Below are 17,420 nucleotides of genomic sequence, written 5' to 3' on the forward strand. Positions count from 1 at the left end.
GATGTGGCGTGCCCTGTTTCAAAGCGACGTCGAGCTGAACGATCGCTCCCGAGAAGTCTATCAGCAGTTTCAGCACCAGACCTACGTGCAGACCGACCGGCTTTTCGGCTGGTTGATGGTCGCCCAGTACGTGGCGGGGATTGCGCTGGCGCTGATCGTCTCGCCGCGCACGTGGATCGGCGACACCGGCAAGGTGCACCTGCACGTGTACGCGGCCGTCATTCTGGGCGCGCTGGTCATGCTCGTGCCGGCCTTTCTGGCCTTCCGGCGACCGGGCCGCGCCTCCACGCGCTATGCCATCGCCGTCGGCCAGATGCTCACCTCGGCCCTGCTCATTCACCTGACGGGCGGCCGCATCGAGACGCACTTTCACGTGTTCGCCTCGCTGGGCATCCTGGCCGGCTATCGCGACTGGAAGGTGTTCATCATCGCCACCGTGGTCATTGCGCTCGACCACCTGTTCCGGGGCATCTACTACCCCCAGTCGGTCTTTGGCATTCTGACCTCCGACCTCTGGCGTGTGGTCGAACACGCCTGGTGGGTGGTGTTCATGGTAGCCTTTCTGCTGAAGAACTACGCGAACACGATCGCCGAGGTCAAACGCATGGCCCACCAGCAGGCCGAAATCGAGGAGATGAACGCCTCCAATCAGCAGCTCCTGGAGCAGTCGCGCGAGCAGGAAGCGTTGCTGACCCAGAAGCAGGAAGCGCTGGAGCAGGCCATGGCTGCGCTGGAGGCCGAGCGCTCCGCGCTGCGCAGCGGCGTAGAGGCCATGCTGGAGGCCATGGACCGCTTTGCGGACGGCGATCTGCGCGTGCGGCTGCCCGAAGACCGGGAGGGCGACCTGGGCCGGCTGTTTTGCGGCTTCAACCAGGCACTGGATCGCGTGGAACAGATGATCCGGGAAGCCCGCGAGATCGCCTCCGAGACCGCCGCGCTCTCGGCCCAGATCAGCAACGCCACCGAAGAGCTGGCTGCTGGCTCCCAGCAACAGTCGACGCAGACGCACGACGTGGCTGCCGCTATTGAGGAAATGACCCGCACCATCATTGAAAGCGCCCGCCACGCTTCCAAAACCGCCGAGGTGGCCGAAAACGCCGGGCAACTGGCGCAGGAAGGCCGCAACATCGTCGATCAGACCGTGCACAAGATCCGCGAGCTGGCCGACGTGGTGCGCGGCTCCAGCGAAACGATCCAGAAGCTGGGCGCTTCCAGCGAAGAAATCGGCGAGATCGTCTCGGTCATCAACGAGATTGCGGATCAGACGAACCTGCTGGCGCTGAACGCCGCCATCGAAGCGGCCCGCGCGGGCGAGCAGGGCCGCGGCTTCGCCGTGGTGGCCGACGAGGTGCGCAAGCTGGCCGAACGCACCTCCCAGGCCACACGCCAGATCGCCGACATGATCGCCACGATCCAGGCCGACACGCGCGCGGCCGTCGCCGCCATGGAGCGCGGCACGCACGAAGTCGAGGAAAGCATCCGGCTGGCCGATCAGGCCGGACAGGCGCTTGCCCGCATCGTCGAAGGCGTGCAGCAGGCCATCGACACGGTCACGCAGATTGCCGCCGCCACCGAAGAGCAATCAACCACCAGCGAGGAGATCTCGCGCAACGTCGAGACCATCTCGTCGCTGGCGGCCGAAGCGGCCCGTAACGTGGCCACCATCGCACAGACGACCGAGGAACTGGCCCACCTGACGCAGCGCCTGCAAGCGCTCATGGAGCAGTTCCGCACCGGCGAGACGGCCGAATCGGTACGCGCCAACGGGCACCCCACCACCCCTGGCTTCCCCTGGCTAGATTGAAAGAGAGGGGGCGCCCATGTGGGCGCCCCCTCTCTTTCGGCCATCCCCGTCCCTGTCACCAGACGGGCCTTACAGTTCCTTCAGCAGCCGCTGCGCGATCTCGTGCAGCTCCTCCGGTGCAAAGCCCGGAATGGAGGCTTCCGGCGCTTCGTCCAGATCCAGCTGCGGTCCTCCCGGCGGAGTACCATCCACCACTTCCAGCGGCTGCCCGTCCTGCGGATGGGTACCTTTCCAGATCCGGACAATGTCCCGGTAGTCTTCGAGGCTGAAGCGATAGAGTTTGCGGTGCTGTCCGGCCTCCTCGTACTTCCGGGCTTCCGGGAAGCGGCTGTTTTCGATCTTGGGAATGGGGAGCATCTTCGTGACGTTGACGCCGGTCAGGATCTCCAGCGCCTTGGCATAAGCCGTCGCGTGTACCCCACCCCGGACCAGCAGGTATCCGATCATCTCCCGGGCGACCGGATTGCTGGTCATCTCATAGACCCGGATTTTGTGCAGGCGCGCCCCGCACTCCAGGAAGAAGTTGTGGAGCAGGTCCAGCACCAGGTCGCCACTGTTGAACACGTAGTCTCCCTGCCAGGGCGTGTTCATGGAGTTGGCGACCAGGGCTCCCTGTCCCGTCACGATGAAGTGGTGCGTGTTGCGCGCTTTGAGTCCCGGAGCCAGCGGGGTCTCGCTCGGGTCTTCCTTGCGCGAGGCACCGTTGAGCAGCGCGTTCACCGTGGCGGCCACCAGCTCCACGTGGCCGTACTCTTCGGCGCCGATGTTGGCGATCAGGTCATAGAACGGTTTCAGCTCCTTCTTCCCGCGAAAGTTGAAGGACTGGAAGGTGTAGTTCATCAGGGTGGACATTTCTCCGAACCGTCCACCCAGCAGTTCCTGCACCACGGCGGCCGCATCGGGATCGGCCTCCTTGGGCATGGGGAGTTCGATCTGCAGCTTGTCGATCCGGAGAATCATGGCACACCTCCCTAGGTTTGGGTTACGGGTTTCGAACCGTTCGCAATATATCTTTGCCCTATCGATATGTCCAATCGATAATTTTTATCTATGAAATAGAAGCTGTCGATATAGAAAAAAAGCTTTCGCAGGTCCATTACGGGATCGCTCTGGAAACTTCCAATCGGTCCCTGTACTTTGCGGACCGACGCCGACCACCCCTGACAACCGATGCGTATGCTGGCCCAGTTGCTTCAGCCCGAGGTGCAGGAACTCATCCGCACGCGCAATCTGCGCGCGCTGCGCGACGTGCTCGTCGAGTGGGAGCCCCCGGAGATTGCCGGCCTGATCGATCAGCTTCCCTCGCCCGACGACGTGGCCGTCTTTCGCCTGCTTCCGCGCGAGCTGGCCACCGAAGTCTTCGAATACCTGAGCACCGAAAAGCAGGAAGAGCTGATCGAAGCGCTGGCCCGCGAAAAAGACTGGCTGGCCCAGCTCCTGAACGAACTCTCCGACGACGACCGCACGGCCCTGCTCGAAGAGCTGCCCGGTCCCGTGGCCCAGCGGCTGCTGAACATGCTCGCGCCCGAGGAACGCGAGGTGGCCATCAAGCTGCTGGGCTACCCCGAGGACAGCGTCGGGCGGCTCATGACCACCGAGTACGTGGCCGTCCGCCCGCACTGGACCGTCCAGCAGGCGCTCGACCACATCCGCCGCTACGGCAAAGATAGCGAAACGCTCAACGTCATCTACGTCGTTGACGACAACTGGCGGCTGCTCGACGACCTGCGCATCCGTGAGCTGCTGCTGGCCGATCCGGATACGAAGATCGAAGAGTTGATGGACGGCCGCTTCGTGGCACTCAAGGCCACCGACGACCAGGAAACGGCCGTCCAGGTCTTCCGCGACTACGACCGCGTGGCGCTGCCCGTGACCGACACGGAGGGCGTGCTGCTGGGCATCGTCACGATCGACGACGTGCTCGACGTGGCCGAGGAGGAAGCCACCGAGGACATCCAGAAAATCGGTGGTATGGAGGCGCTCGAAGAGCCCTACATCTCGGCCTCGCTGGGCACGCTCATCAAAAAACGCGCCCGCTGGCTGGTGTTTCTTTTCCTGAGTGAAATGTTTACAGCTACGGCCATGGGCCGCTTCGAGCATGAAATCGCCCGGGCCGTCGTGCTGGCGCTGTTCGTGCCGCTGATCATCTCCAGCGGTGGCAACAGCGGTTCTCAGGCCGCCACGCTGATCATCCGCGCCATGGCCGTCGGCGAGATCACGCTGCGCGACTGGTGGCGGGTCATGCGCCGGGAAATCCTTTCCGGGCTGGCGCTGGGGACTATCCTGGGAGCCATTGGTTTTCTACGCGTATCGGTCTGGCAACTGGCCGGTATTTTTGATTATGGACCTTACTGGTACCTGATCGCCCTGACGATCTTTCTGGCGTTAATCGGCGTGGTGCTGTGGGGCACGCTGATCGGGTCGATGCTGCCCTTTCTTTTGCGACGGCTGGGACTGGACCCGGCCGTCTCCTCGGCCCCCTTTGTCGCCACCCTGGTGGACGTTTCCGGCATTACCATTTATTTCGAAGTAGCCCGGTTTATCCTGACCGGCACGCTGCTTTAGGAGATGGCCAGTTCGTTCATGGCCCGGAGCAGGCGCTCCAGTGCGGGGCTCTCGGGTTGCAGGGCGCGGGCGGCTTCGACGGCCTGGCGCGTCTGTTCGGCATAACCTTCCTGCAGCAGTCGCCGCGCCAGCTTGAGCAGCGCCAGGGCGTCGGCCTGGCGGGCGACTTCCACTTCGGCCTGCGTCAGCAGCGGCTCCAGTCGACGAAGCTGTTCGGCCCGGTCCAGATGGCAGCGCCCGGCGGCCGTGTCGCCCCGGGCCAGCAACGCTCGCCCCGGGTGGTAGTGGGCGACGGCATGCCAGGGCCGCGCCTTCAGCACGCCTTCCAGCCAGGTGGCCGCTTCGTCCGGGCGCCCCATTCGCACCAGCAGCGTCCCCAGCGCCAGTCGGTAGTCGGGATTGTCGGGCGCCTGCTGCTGCGCCTTTCGGGCGGCGGCCAGCGCTTCCGGAAGCCGTCCTTCCAGTTCGTGCACCTGCCGGAGCCCGTCCCAGGCCTCGGCCAGCGTGCTGTCGAGCCGGCCCAGCTCGCGATAGGCGTGGCCGAGCTGCAGCCACGCGGCCGCCCGCAGGGTGCCTGTGGCCCGGTGCAGCGCCTGCCGGTACTGGCCGAGTGCTTCCCGGAGCTGTCCCTGCTGCTGGAGCACCCGCGCCAGCAACAGGCGGGCTTCGACATGGTCCGGTTGCAGCCGCAACGCTTCGCGGAGGGCCGCTTCGGCCGCGCGGAGCTGCCCCAGCTCGCGTAGCACGACGGCCTTCCACACGTAGCCATCCGGCCACGCCGGCGCCCGAAGAACCACACTGTCGGCCAGCGCCAGGGCCGTCGCCCGTTCGCCGGCCCGATAGGCCCGCTGCAACTGCCCTACCAGCGCCGTCGTGGTCGCGTCGGGCACGGGCGCCGGTCGCTCCGACCGGCAGCCAGACGCCAGCACCAGCAGCAGCGCTATGCCTGCGCCCCACAGCTGCGCCGCACGATGAGTTCGGCCTGCAGGTTGGCATGCACGGCCAGCCGTTTGCGACCTTCAATCTGGTCGATGAGGATGTTGGCGGCCCACCGGCCCTTCTCGTAAATCGGCTGATGAACGGTGGTCAGCGGCGGACAGGTGTACTGCGACACGGGGAGATCGTCGAAGCCCACGACGGCCATCTGGTCGGGCACGCGCACGCCCGCTTCGTAGAGGGCCAGCAGCGCCCCGATCGCCATCGTGTCGCTGGCGCAGAAGACGGCCGAAAAGTCCGGACCTTTTTCCAGCCAGCGCCGCATGATTTCGTAGCCCGAGCGCTGCGAGTAGTCGCCGATCTCGATGAGCGCTTCCTGGACCTCGGCGCCGGCATCCTGCAGCGCCTGCAGGTAGCCCGCGCGGCGGTCGCGCGTCTCCTGCAGCTCCGGATGCCCCAGGATGGCCGCTACGCGCCGATGCCCCAGGCGGCACAGGTGCCGGACGGCCCGGTAGGCCCCGCCGAAGTTGTCCACGTCCACCGAGCTGACGTCCGGGTAGGCCGGATCGTGCCCGACCAGCACGGCCGGCGTCCCCCGCTCCCGCAACGTGTCGATCACGCGCTCGGCCACCTCCGAGGTGAGCAGCACAAAGCCGTCGAAACTGTGCTCGTTCAGCAGCCGATCCTCCAGTTCCTCTTCGGCGTCGCCCGAGAGCATCGAAAGCGACACGTAGTAACCACGCTGGACGCACTGCTCGAAGATGCCCAGGTGCAGTAGCGTCCAGAAGCCGTTCGCCAGTGCCTCGTTGCCCCGGCGTGGCGTCAGGATGCAGATCTCGTAGGTGCGGCGGGTGGCCAGGCTGCGCGCGACCGAGCTGGGCCGGTAGTTGTACTTTTTGATCACCTCCAGCACGCGCCGCCGCGCCTCCTCGCTCACGTTCGGGTGGTTGTTGAGCACGCGCGAGACGACCGAGCGCGACACGCACGCCAGGCTTGCCACCTGATCGATCGTCAGCTTCTCCATGCTCCCCTCCTCCGGATACGGTCCGGGTTTATTTCAGACCCAGATGTTCGAGCACCTCGTCCGGACATCCTTTCCATTCGGCCACGGCCGTGTTGCCCATGTACTGCAGGTCTTCCATGCCCATCTTGCTCGACCAGAAGCCCGAGGCCACCAGATCCCGAAAGCTGTTGAAAAAGGCCACGCCCGGCGCCATCTCGGGCGGTGCCACGTCGGGATAGGCGATCAGGTCGAGCATCTCCTGCTGCTGGCTCCGGTTGCATTCGACGAATGGCGCCCCGTAGCGCTGCAGGCACTGGTAGTCGAGCCAGGCCAGCCCGCCCCGGATGGCCGTCTGCCGCCGCTCCAGCCCCGGAATGAGCGGATCGCTCATGATGAAGTCGATGAAGGCCGGCACGCCGGCATCGCTGGCACTGCCCGAGCGCTCGTCGGCCGGAATGATCCAGTCGGCCAGCACCGTCACGGTCCGGTACTCGTGCTCGGTGAAAAACTGCCGCCGGTAGTCCGGGCCTGGTTGCGTCTGGCCCCGTCGCTGTTGCGCCTGTTGCACCTCCTCGGGGCGGCATCCGAAACTGAACGTCGGCGCCGCCGCCATCAACGCCAGCAGCTTGAGTGCGTCCCGTCGATTCAATTCGCTCATAGGTTGCCCTGTTTGCGCTGTTCGACAATGTAGTCCGCCGTGCGCCAGGCCAGCGCCAGAATCGTCCACGTCGGGTTCTTGTGCGGCATCGACACGAACGGCCCGGCATCCACCACGAACAGGTTCGGCACGTCGTGCGCCTGGCAGAACGGATTCAGCACCGAGGTCTTCGGATCACGTCCCATGCGCGTGGTGCCCGCCTCGTGGATGATCTCGCCCGGCTTCGTAATGCCGTAGCCCCGCTCCGGCCCCGGCATCTCGTCGAGCGGCTCGCCGCCCATCGCCCGGATGATCTCCCGCCCCGTCTCCTGCATGTGCCGCGCCTGGCGGATCTCTTCGTCGCTCCACTTCACGTGGAAGCGCAGCACCGGAATGCCGTAGCGATCCACCACGTTCGGATCGACCGTGCAATAGTTCTCGTAGCGGGCGATCATCTCGCCGCGCCCCGAAAAGCCCACGATCGCCCCGTAGAGCTGGCGGTAGTCCTCCTTGAGCTGCAGGCCGTAGCCTCCGCCGCCTTTCGGACGGGGCCGACCATCCGGGCCGGGCAGCCGACCGTTGAGCCGGTGAATGCCCGCCCCGAAGCCGTAGCCCGGCATGCGGCGCCCGCCCCACACCTCCAGGTGATACCCGCGCGGAAAGTCCAGCTTCTGGTTGTAGGCCCACCAGGGAATGTAGATGTGCATGCCGCCCACGCCGTCCTCGTTGTGCGGCAGGTTCTTGACCAGCGCCGGGATGAAGCCCGCCACGCTCGTGCCCGTCGAGTCCATCAGGTAGCGCCCCACCAGCCCACTCGAATTGGCCAGGCCGTTTTCGTAGCGCGGGCCGCGCGAGTTAAGAAGCAGCCGCGCCGTCTCGCAGGCACTGGCCCCCAGCACCACGATCCGCGCCCGCACCTGCCGCTCCTGCATCGTCTCCTTGTCGATGTAGGAGACGCCCCGCGCCCGCAGGTTCTCGTCCACCAGAATCTCCCGGGCCATGGCGTTCGGGATGATCGTCAGCCGGCCCGTCTCCAGCGCGGGCGGAATCAGCACGTAGCTCGAGGCGAAGTTGGCCCGCACCGTGCAGCCCCGGTTGCACTGGGAGCAGTAGTGGCAGGCCGGGCGGCCGTTGAGCGGTCGCGTCAGAATCGACAGCCGCGAGGCCAGCACCGGAATACCCAGCTTCTCGCAGGCCTTTGCCACCAGCAGCTCGTAGCAGCGCGGCTTCGGCGGCGGCAGAAAAATGCCGTCCGGCTCGTTGTAGAAGTTATCCTTCGAGCCGAACACGCCGATCAGGCGATCGACTTTGTCGTAGTAGGGCGCCAGGTCTTCGTAGCCGATCGGCCAGTCGTCGCCGTAGCCGTCGCGGCTTTTACCCTTGAAGTCGTCGGGCCCGAAGCGGAGCGAGATGCGGCCCCAGTGGTTGGTCCGCCCGCCCAGCATCCGTGCCCGGAACCACATCCAGTCGGTCCCTTCGTCTTTCAGATAGGGCTCGCCAGGGATCTCCCAGCCGCCGTAGCAGGCGTCGAACTCCCCGAAAGGACGCTCCACGGTGGAAGCACCGCGCCGGGGCGACTCGTAGTTCCAGGAAAACATGGCGCCGTCGCGGGTCACATCCCACATCGGCCCCGCTTCGAGCATCACCACGTTGGCCCCGGCCTGGGTCAGTACGTAGGCGGCCATGCCGCCCCCGGCCCCGGAACCGATAATGCACACATCGTACGCCGGGGCCCGGTCAAGCACCTGAGGCATCGGCAAACTCCGGCTGCTTCGACAAACGGTTAACGTACCGTGAAGTATAGGCGAGAGCGGTTACAGACTCAAGTCCGGGCGCCGTCTCCCTGCATTTTGGAACCGGTCCCGAAATGCCAAACCCCTTGCGTACGGTGGCTTTAGCACCGGATCATTGGAAGGGCAACCAACCGAAGCAGAGCAACCATGTCGGTAAACGCCACAATGCAATCATCCATCCCTGCCGTAAGTCCGACCACCGAGGGAACGCAGCGCGAGCGGGTGCCGGTGCGGATCTTCGACAATCCGGCGCAGCTCGCCCGCGAGGTGGCCCGGCGCATTGCCGAGTTGATCCGGGAGCGACAGGCCGAAGGCCGCACGGTGGTGCTGGGCCTGCCCACGGGCTCCACGCCCATCGGCGTCTATCAGGAGCTGATCCGCATGCACCGGGAAGAGGGGCTCGACTTTTCCAACGTGATCACCTTCAACCTGGACGAATACTACCCCATGCATCCGGATAGCCTTCAGAGCTATCACCGGTTCATGCGGGAAAATCTTTTCGACCACCTCAACATTCCGCCCGAAAACATCCACATCCCCCGCGGCGACATCCCGCCCGAAGAAGTCGAGGCGCACTGTCAGGCCTACGAGGAGGAGATCCGGAAGGCCGGCGGACTGGATCTGGTGCTGCTGGGCATCGGGCGCAGCGGCCACATCGGCTTCAACGAGCCGGGCTCGGGCCCCGAGACGCGCACGCGGCTGGTGGTGCTCGACGAAATCACGCGCAAAGACGCCGCCAGCGACTTCTTCGGTGAAGAAAACGTGCCGCGCCACGCCATCACGATGGGCATCGGCACGATCCTCGAAGCCCGCGAGATCATCCTGATGGCCACCGGCGAGCACAAGGCGCCTATTGTCCGCCGGGCCGTCGAGGAACCGCCCGACCGCCAGGTGCCGGCCAGCTTCCTGCAGACGCACCCGAACGCCGCCTTCTACCTGGACCGCGCGGCCGCCAGCGAACTGACCCGTGAAAAGACCCCCTGGCTCGTGCGCGAGGTGGTCTGGGACAAGCCGATGGCCAAGCGGGCCATCATCTGGCTTTCGGAAAAGCTAGGCAAGGCGATTCTCAAACTCGAGGCGGCCGACTTCTACCGGAATCACCTGCACAGCCTCGTGCACGCCTACCCCGATGTCGATGCGCTCTGCCTGGAGATCTTCGAAGACCTGCGCCAGCGCATCGTCTATCCCCACCAGCTCTTCAAGCGCCAGCGCGTGATCGTCTTCAGTCCGCACCCGGACGACGACGTGATTTCGATGGGCGGGATGCTCGACAAGCTGGTGGCCAATCAGAACGAGGTGATCGTCGCCTACATGACGAACGGCTCGGTGGCCGTCTTCGACGCCGACGTGCGGCGCTACCTCCGCTTCGTCGAGCTCAGCCACGACATTCTGGGGCTGGAAGGCGAAGCGCTCGAACGCTTCCGGGCGCGCCAGCAGGAAATCCTGGACTTCTTCGCCCGCAAAAAGCCGGGCGAGGTGGATCTGGAGGTGATCCAGAAGCTCAAGGCGCACATTCGCTACGCCGAGGCGGTGGCGGCCATCGAAGTGGTGGGCCTGACGGCCGAGCACGCCCGCTTTCTGGACATGCCCTTCTACAAGACGGGCACCGTCCGCAAAGACCCCATCGGGGAGGCTGACATTCGCATCGTGCACGACCTGCTCGAAGAAATCCGCCCGCATCACATCTTCGTGGCGGGCGACCTGTCGGACCCGCACGGCACGCACCGCATGTGCTACACGGCCATCCAGCAGGCGCTGCAGCGCTACCACCGGGCGCACCCGCGCGAGGAGTGGCCGCTGGTGTGGCTCTACCGGGGCGCCTGGCAGGAATGGGAGGTGCACCAGGCCGACGTCTTTCTGCCCATGTCGAAGGCGGACCTCGACCGCAAGATCGAGGCCATCTTCAAACACGAGAGCCAGAAAGACCGGGCCATGTTTCCGGGTGCCTACGACGACCGGGAGTTCTGGCAGCGCGCCCGCGATCGCAACCGGGGCACGGCCGAAACGCTCAACCGCCTCGGCCTGCCCGAATTCTATGCCGCCGAAGCCTTCGTCACCTGCTATGAGATGCCCTGAACCCTGGAGCCGGGCCGGCTGTCTGGCCGTCTGTTTCGGCTTCCTCCGGCTGCTTCTGGACGCTTCGACGGTGGCCGGGCAGCCGGTCATGGCTCCGGATTCGCTGTTGCCTTTTGCGCCCCGCACCTACGTCTGCTACCGAAGCGATCGGCCGCTTCACATCGACGGCCGCCTCGACGAACCCGCCTGGCAGGCCGCCCCGTGGAGCGCGCCGTTTGTGGACATCGAAGGACCACGCCGCCCACCCCCACCCTACCGCACCCGCGTCAAGCTGCTCTGGGACGACACGTACCTCTACATTGGCGCCGAGCTGGAAGAACCCCACCTGTGGGCCACGCTGACCCGGCGCGATACGGTCATCTTCTACGACAACGACTTCGAGGTTTTCATCGACCCCGACGGCGATACGCACGCCTACTACGAACTGGAGATCAACGCGCTGGGGACCGTCTGGGACCTGCTGCTGCTCAAACCCTACCGCGACGGCGGCCCGGCCCTCGACGCCTGGGACATCCGGGAGCTGCAGGCGGCCGTGGCGCTCGACGGCACGCTGAACGATCCGTCCGATACCGACCGTGGCTGGACCGTCGAACTGGCCCTGCCCTGGGACGTGCTCGAAGAAGCGGCCCCCGAAGGGCGCCCGCCCCGCCCCGGGGAGCAGTGGCGCATGAACTTCTCGCGCGTGCAGTGGCCGCTGGAGGTGGTCAACGGCCGCTACCGCAAACGTCGGGATCCGGCAACCGGACGCCCCCTTCCCGAATCGAACTGGGTCTGGTCGCCGCAAGGCGTGGTCAACATGCACCTGCCCGAACGCTGGGGCTACGTGCAGTTTTCGGCGCTCGTGGCCGGCACCGGGACCGAACCGTTCCTTCCACACTCGGACGAGCCGGTGCGCTGGCTGCTCCGCCAGCTCTACTATCGCCAGCGGCTGTTCCGCGAGCGGCATGGCCGCTACGCCCGCACGCTCGACGAACTGGAGGTCCCCGCCAACCGGCACACGCGCTACCGCCTGACGCTCCAGACTACCGAAAGCCTCTACGAAATCACGGCCGCGCTGCCCGACGGCGCACGCCTGCACCTTCGCGAAGACGGACGGATCTGGAAAACCCGACCCGATACCCCATGACCCGCAGGGAGTTGCTGCAACGTCTCGGGGCCGGCCTTGCCGCGCTGGCCCTTGGCTGTCGCCCTGAATCCACCACGCCGCGCTACAAGCACTGGGCCTGGATGGGCGCCAGCGTGGGCAGCGACGACGATGCCCGCCGCACCTTTGCCCGCCTGAAAAGCAGCGGAATCGATGCGCTCCTGCTCCACGAAAACCGCGAAGAAGGACCGGCCTTCTACGAGCGCCTGATTCCGCTCGCGCAGGCCGAAGGGATCGAGCTACATGCCTGGATCCCCACCATGTTGCAGGCCGAGCTGCTCGAGACGCATCCCGACTGGTACGCCGTCAACCGCGAGGGCGTCTCGACGGCCGAAAAGCCCCCCTACGTGGACTACTACCGCTTCCTTTCGCCCTGCGTGCCCGGCGTGCGGGCCTACCTGGCCGACTACTACGACCGCATGGCGCAGATCGAAGGGCTGGCCGGCCTGCACCTCGACTACATCCGCTTTCCCGACGTGATCCTGCCCATCACGCTCCAGCCGAAGTACGGGCTCGTGCAGGACCGAGAGTATCCGCCCTTCGACTACGGCTACCATCCTGAATGCCGGGCGCAGTTCAAAGCGCAGACCGGCCTCGATCCGCTCGAACTGGAAGACCCCTCGGCCAACGAAGCCTGGCGACAGTTCCGCTACGATCAGATCACGGCCGTGGTGCGTCAGATCGCCGAGCGCGTGCATGCGCGGGGCAAACCGCTGACGGCCGCCGTCTTTCCCACCCCGGAGATTGCCCGCACGCTGGTGCGCCAGGACTGGCCCCGCTGGCCGCTCGACGCCGTCATGCCCATGATCTACCACAACTTCTATGACAGACCGGTAGCCTGGATCGAAACGGCCACGCGAGAAGGCGTCGACGCGCTCGGCGGCCGCATGCCGCTCTACAGCGGGCTGTTCGTGCCGGCACTCACCCCCGAGGAACTGGCGCAGGCCATCGACTATGCGCTGGCGGGCGGCGCTTCGGGCATTTCACTCTTCAACGTGGAATCGCTGACCGACGCGCACTGGCAGGTGCTGAAGACCCGGCTGGCATCCTGAGCGCCTTCATTCCGAGCCGACACCGGTCGCCAGCAGGCGCCGGGCCAGGCGCAACGCGCCTTCGACCGGCCGCCGCCGCTGCACCTCGACGGACCAGTCCGGCCAGCGCCGGGCAAGCTGCTCGCGCAATCGGGCCACGTAAAACGGCTCGTTCATCAACCCTCCGGCCAGAGCCATGCGGGGGGCCACGTCGTCGCCGAGTCGCTGCAGAAGCCATCCGACCTGTTCGACCAGCCGGGCCACCTGATCGTCCACGATGTGCCGCGCCACCGGATCGCCCGTACGCGCGGCCTCCAGCACGACCGGCGCGAACTGCTGCAGCGGCCAGCGCTCCTGATAGACGCGGTGGATGATGGCGTCGCGTTCGCTGAGCTGAAAGCGCTCGGCCAGCAACGCCTGCAGGCGCGTGGGAGGCCCGCCGTCGAGCGCGTGGGCGACGGCCTGCAGCCCGGCGCGGGCGATGGCAAAGCCACTCCCTTCGTCGCCCAGCAGGTAGCCCCAGCCGCCGGCCACTTCGATCCGCCCCTGCAGCGTACGGGCCAGAATGACCGAGCCGGTCCCTGCCACCAGGACGACGCCGCTCCCTCCTTCAAAGGCCGCCTCCAGCGCAATCTCCGCGTCGTGGACCACCCGTACCTGCACGGCGCGCCCGCCGTCCCCGAGCACCTGCTGGAGTCGCCGGGCCAGCAGCTCCTGGTCTTTCAGACGGCCGCATCCGGCAATGCCCGCGCATACGGAAAGCACCGATACCTCGGGGAAATGGCGCAGCGCCTGTTCGATCAACTCCTGCAGAACGGCCACGGTCTGTTCGAAGCCGACCCGTTGCAGATTGGCACCCGGCCCGACCAGCCGCACGGGCTCGCTTCGGGCATTCGGCGTAACGGCCAGCAGCTCGGTCGACGAGCCGCCCACGTCCAGACCGACGAGCAGCGATGGCACGGAATGCTCCATGTTTCAAGCACTTGGCATTGGCCGGCGCCTTTTACCTTTCATTTATGCCTGCGCTTCCAGCAGGACGCCTTCTGTTCACGATTTTCTATCAAAAAGAAATCTCGAGAAGCCTGCTCGGCGCAAGAAACAGCAGCAGCCCGTCCGGTGCAACCTGGTAACGCTCCCAAAATCACACTTTTTTCAGTGGAACCGATCCCAAAGTACGCAGCCGCCTTGCTGAAGCCTGTGGTCCACCCTATTATGAAAACCACATCAAGGCGAAGACAAAAATTTTCCAACCAAGCTGTCCAAAGCTATGGAACGTTGCTACAAGAGGCTCCGCAGACGTCTGCTGTTGCTGAGCGTGCTGCTGCTGAGCGCCTCGGCGGCCTACGCCCAGTTCGAGGTGCGAGGCGTCGTGCGCGCAGCCGACGACAACAGTCCCCTGCCGGGCGTCAACATCGTGGAGGTGGGCACCATGAACGGGACCACCACCGACGCCGACGGCAACTTCGTGCTCACCGTCAGCAGCCCCCAGGCCACGCTCCGATTTTCGTTCGTGGGATACGAAACGCAGGACGTGCCGCTCAACGGCCGCAACTACCTGGAGGTGCTGCTGCAACCGACCGTGGCCCAGCTGGGCGAGGTCGTGGTCACGGCGCTGGGCATCGAGCGGGAAGCCCGGGCCGTAGGCTACGCCATCAGCCAGGTAAGCGCACAGGACCTGGTCACGGGCACCGAGACCAACTTCGGCAATCTGCTGCAGGGCAAGGTGGCCGGCCTGCAGATCAATCCGACGGCCGGTGGCCCGGGCTCCTCGACCCGCATCGTGATCCGCGGCGTTTCGTCGCTCACCGGCGACAACCAGCCGCTGATCGTGGTCGACGGCGTGCCGATCGACAACTCGACGATCGGTTCGGCCGGCATGTGGGGTGGCTTCGACGGGGGCGACGGCATCTCCAGTCTGAATCCCGAAGACATCGAGAGCATCTCGGTGCTGAAAGGCGCTGCGGCCGCTGCGCTTTATGGCACCCGTGCCCGCAACGGCGTCATTCTGATCAACACGCGCTCGGGCAAGGGGCGGCGCGGCCTGAACGTCGAGTTCAGCACCACGCTCACGGCCGAAGAAGGGCTGGTCGGCTTTTCAGATTATCAGAACATCTACGGCCAGGGTTCTCAGGGGAAAAAGCCTGCTACCCAGGCCGAAGCGTTACAGTTTGGTCTTTCGAGCTGGGGCGCGAAGCTGGACGGGTCGCCCGTCATTCAGTTCGACGGTGTGGCCCGGCCCTACCGGGCCGTCAACCGGCGGCTGGAAGATTTCTACCGCACAGGACTTTCGGCGCGCAACACGCTGAGCATTTACGGTGGGCAGGAGAACGCGGCCGTTTATTTTTCCGTCACCCAGCTCGACGCGCAGAGCATCGTGCCGGGCTCGGGCCTGCAGCGCACCTCGCTGACGCTGCGCGGCACGGCCACACTGGGGCGTTTTACCGTCGATGCCAAGGCCAACTATGTCAATGAGCTGGCCGACGATCGTCCCCGTCTGTCCGACAGCCCGGGCAACGCAAACTGGACCATCGCCTTCCTGCCACCCAACGTCGATCCGAAAACGCTGAAGCCGGGTTATACCGAAGAAGGCACCGAGCTGCAGTTCTCCGACAACATCTACGCAACGAACCCCTGGTGGGTGGTCAATCGCTTTCAGTCGGACGACGACAAAGATCGCCTCATCGGCGCCCTGGACGTCGAATATCGGCTGACCGACTGGCTCGCGATCGAGGGCCGCACCGGCCTGGACTGGTACACGCTCCGTCGCCGGAGCGTCACGCCCTGGGGCACGGCCTATCGACCTGGCGGCGACCTGTCGGAAAACGAATGGCGCGTCCTTGAAAGCAATACGGACGTGCTGCTGAAGGCCCGGCACCAGCTGACCACGTCGTTGGGGCGCCTGGACCTGAACGCGTACGGCGGAGGGAGCGTCCGCTGGCGACAGACCGAAATGCTGGGCGCTTTTGGCTCCGAATTCAAGGTGCCCGGGCTCATCACCATCTCCAACACCAGCAATCAGTCGCCACAGTACGACTTTTCCGAAAAGCAGATCAACTCGCTTTACGGTGCCCTGGAGATAGGCTACAACGACTACCTGTTCCTGAACCTGACCGCCCGCAACGACTGGTCCTCGACGCTGCCGCCGGACAACAACAGCTACTTCTATCCGTCGGTCAGTGCCAGTTTCGTCTTCAGCGACGTGCTGCCGGTGCCCTCGTGGCTGAGTTTCGGTAAAATCCGGGCCGCCTGGGCCCAGGTGGGAAGCGACACGGATCCCTACATGCTCAACCTGACCTACGTGCTGGACAACACGTCGCACCTTGGCCAGCCGCTTGGATATATCGGGCAGAACTCCGTCCCGCTGTTCAACCTGAAGCCCACCACCACCACCGAAACGGAGCTGGGCGTCAACCTGGAGTTTCTGAACAATCGCCTGGGATTGGACCTGACGTGGTACCGGCGTGAAACCACCGATCAGATTCTCTCGACCTCAATTTCAGAGGCTTCAGGCTTCGGCGCCCGCGTCATCAACGCCGGCGCACTGCGCAATCAGGGCGTGGAACTGTTGCTGCGTGGGACCCCGCTTCAGACTTCACAGATGTTCTGGAATCTTAGCGTCAATTTTGCGAAAAACATCAGCAAAGTGCTCGCGCTGGCCGGCGACCAGACCGTTCTGGTACTGGACCAGAGCCGTAGACAGACGGCCTGGATCACGGCCGAAGTAGGCAAGCCCTACGGCACGATCTGGGGCTACCGCTACCTGCGGGACGATCAGGGACGCATCGTGCACGACGACAGCGGGCTGCCCATGCGCGATCCAGAACGCGTCGTGCTGGGCCGCGGCACGCCCGATTGGACGGCCGGCTTCCTTTCCGAACTCGGCTACAGAAATCTGAACGTGTCTCTGCTGATCGATGTCAAATGGGGCGGCCAGCTCTTCTCGGCAACCAATGCCTACGCCTACAGTGTGGGTCTGCACAAAAACACCTTGAAAGGCCGCGCCGAGTGCGACGCTGTGGCCGATCCCATCAACGGCTATCCGTCAACCGGCTGCATGGTGGGCGAAGGCGTCAACCAGCAGGGACAGCCCAACACCGTGAAGGTCCTGCCGCAGGCTTACTATGGCCGTATTGCCAGCCAGATTGCCGAGGAGTTCGTCTACGACGCCAACTTCATCAAGCTGCGCGAGCTGCGCATTGGCTATCGGATTCCGGATCGATGGCTGATGCGCACGCCGCTGCGGTCGTTGACCGTCGCGCTTGTGGGCCGCAACCTGGCCTACCTCTACAACACGGTCCCCAACGTGGACCCCGAGTCCAGCTACAACAACGGCAACGCCCAGGGCCTGGAACTGGCCGGCGTGCCGCAGACGCGCAGCCTGGGCCTCAGCATCAACGCCCGTTTCTAAGTCCACCAACCGGTAGAGCCAAC

The 17,420-nt window shown here is 65.2% G+C and carries 12 protein-coding genes; 6 read left to right on the plus strand and 6 right to left on the minus strand.

Annotated features, from left to right (window positions below; genetic code table 11):
- The first annotated feature begins 1 nt into the window (after position 1).
- Positions 2-1,804 (plus strand): methyl-accepting chemotaxis protein, encoded by a 1,803-nt coding sequence (locus GYH26_RS14895; RefSeq protein ID WP_161542319.1) that lies wholly within the window; start codon positions 2-4, stop codon positions 1,802-1,804.
- Positions 1,805-1,873: 69 nt separating this feature from the next.
- Here the strand turns inward: GYH26_RS14895 and GYH26_RS14900 are convergent, their stop codons facing one another.
- Positions 1,874-2,764: a manganese catalase family protein gene (locus GYH26_RS14900; protein ID WP_014068221.1), complete on the minus strand. Its 891-nt coding sequence runs from the start codon at positions 2,762-2,764 to the stop codon at positions 1,874-1,876.
- Between the two features lie 216 nt (positions 2,765-2,980).
- Between GYH26_RS14900 and mgtE the strand changes: the two genes are divergently transcribed.
- Positions 2,981-4,369, plus strand: coding sequence for a magnesium transporter (mgtE, locus tag GYH26_RS14905; protein WP_161542433.1), 1,389 nt, complete (start codon positions 2,981-2,983; stop codon positions 4,367-4,369).
- Here the strand turns inward: mgtE and GYH26_RS14910 are convergent.
- The 4 genes from GYH26_RS14910 to GYH26_RS14925 are packed head-to-tail and all read right to left on the minus strand — an operon-like array spanning position 4,366 to position 8,699.
- Positions 4,366-5,259, minus strand: coding sequence for a tetratricopeptide repeat protein (locus GYH26_RS14910; protein ID WP_161542320.1), 894 nt, complete (start codon positions 5,257-5,259; stop codon positions 4,366-4,368). The genes mgtE and GYH26_RS14910 overlap by 4 nt on opposite strands.
- A gap of 50 nt (positions 5,260-5,309) precedes the next feature.
- A complete protein-coding gene (locus GYH26_RS14915) occupies positions 5,310-6,329 on the minus strand; it encodes a LacI family DNA-binding transcriptional regulator (RefSeq protein ID WP_014068226.1) in 1,020 nt (339 codons plus the stop codon).
- 28 nt (positions 6,330-6,357) lie between these two features.
- Entirely contained in the window at positions 6,358-6,966 is a 609-nt protein-coding gene (locus GYH26_RS14920) for a gluconate 2-dehydrogenase subunit 3 family protein (RefSeq protein ID WP_161542321.1), read from the minus strand.
- Positions 6,963-8,699: a GMC family oxidoreductase gene (locus tag GYH26_RS14925; protein WP_161542322.1), complete on the minus strand. Its 1,737-nt coding sequence runs from the start codon at positions 8,697-8,699 to the stop codon at positions 6,963-6,965. Before GYH26_RS14925 ends, GYH26_RS14920 begins: the two co-directional genes overlap by 4 nt.
- A gap of 186 nt (positions 8,700-8,885) precedes the next feature.
- Here GYH26_RS14925 and nagB point away from each other — a divergent pair, with 186 nt between their 5' ends.
- From nagB to GYH26_RS14940, 3 genes are read left to right on the plus strand one after another with little or no spacing between them, the layout of a single operon-like run.
- The gene (gene nagB / locus GYH26_RS14930) at positions 8,886-10,814 is read left to right on the plus strand and encodes a glucosamine-6-phosphate deaminase (RefSeq protein ID WP_014068229.1); all 1,929 of its coding nucleotides are present in this window, start codon (positions 8,886-8,888) and stop codon (positions 10,812-10,814) included.
- Positions 10,801-11,940: a carbohydrate-binding family 9-like protein gene (locus GYH26_RS14935; RefSeq protein WP_161542323.1), complete on the plus strand. Its 1,140-nt coding sequence runs from the start codon at positions 10,801-10,803 to the stop codon at positions 11,938-11,940. The genes nagB and GYH26_RS14935 overlap by 14 nt, the downstream gene beginning before the upstream one ends.
- A complete protein-coding gene (locus tag GYH26_RS14940) occupies positions 11,937-13,010 on the plus strand; it encodes a hypothetical protein (protein WP_161542324.1) in 1,074 nt (357 codons plus the stop codon). Before GYH26_RS14935 ends, GYH26_RS14940 begins: the two co-directional genes overlap by 4 nt.
- Positions 13,011-13,016: 6 nt before the next feature.
- On the opposite strand, the gene GYH26_RS14945 is transcribed toward GYH26_RS14940, so the two are convergent.
- Positions 13,017-13,961: an N-acetylglucosamine kinase gene (locus GYH26_RS14945; protein ID WP_161542325.1), complete on the minus strand. Its 945-nt coding sequence runs from the start codon at positions 13,959-13,961 to the stop codon at positions 13,017-13,019.
- Positions 13,962-14,256: 295 nt separating this feature from the next.
- Between GYH26_RS14945 and GYH26_RS14950 the strand changes: the two genes are divergently transcribed.
- Positions 14,257-17,397: a SusC/RagA family TonB-linked outer membrane protein gene (locus GYH26_RS14950; RefSeq protein WP_161542326.1), complete on the plus strand. Its 3,141-nt coding sequence runs from the start codon at positions 14,257-14,259 to the stop codon at positions 17,395-17,397.
- The last annotated feature ends 23 nt before the right edge of the window (positions 17,398-17,420 follow it).

The sequence above is a fragment of the Rhodothermus marinus genome (assembly GCF_009936275.1).
GTDB lineage: Bacteria > Bacteroidota > Rhodothermia > Rhodothermales > Rhodothermaceae > Rhodothermus > Rhodothermus marinus_A.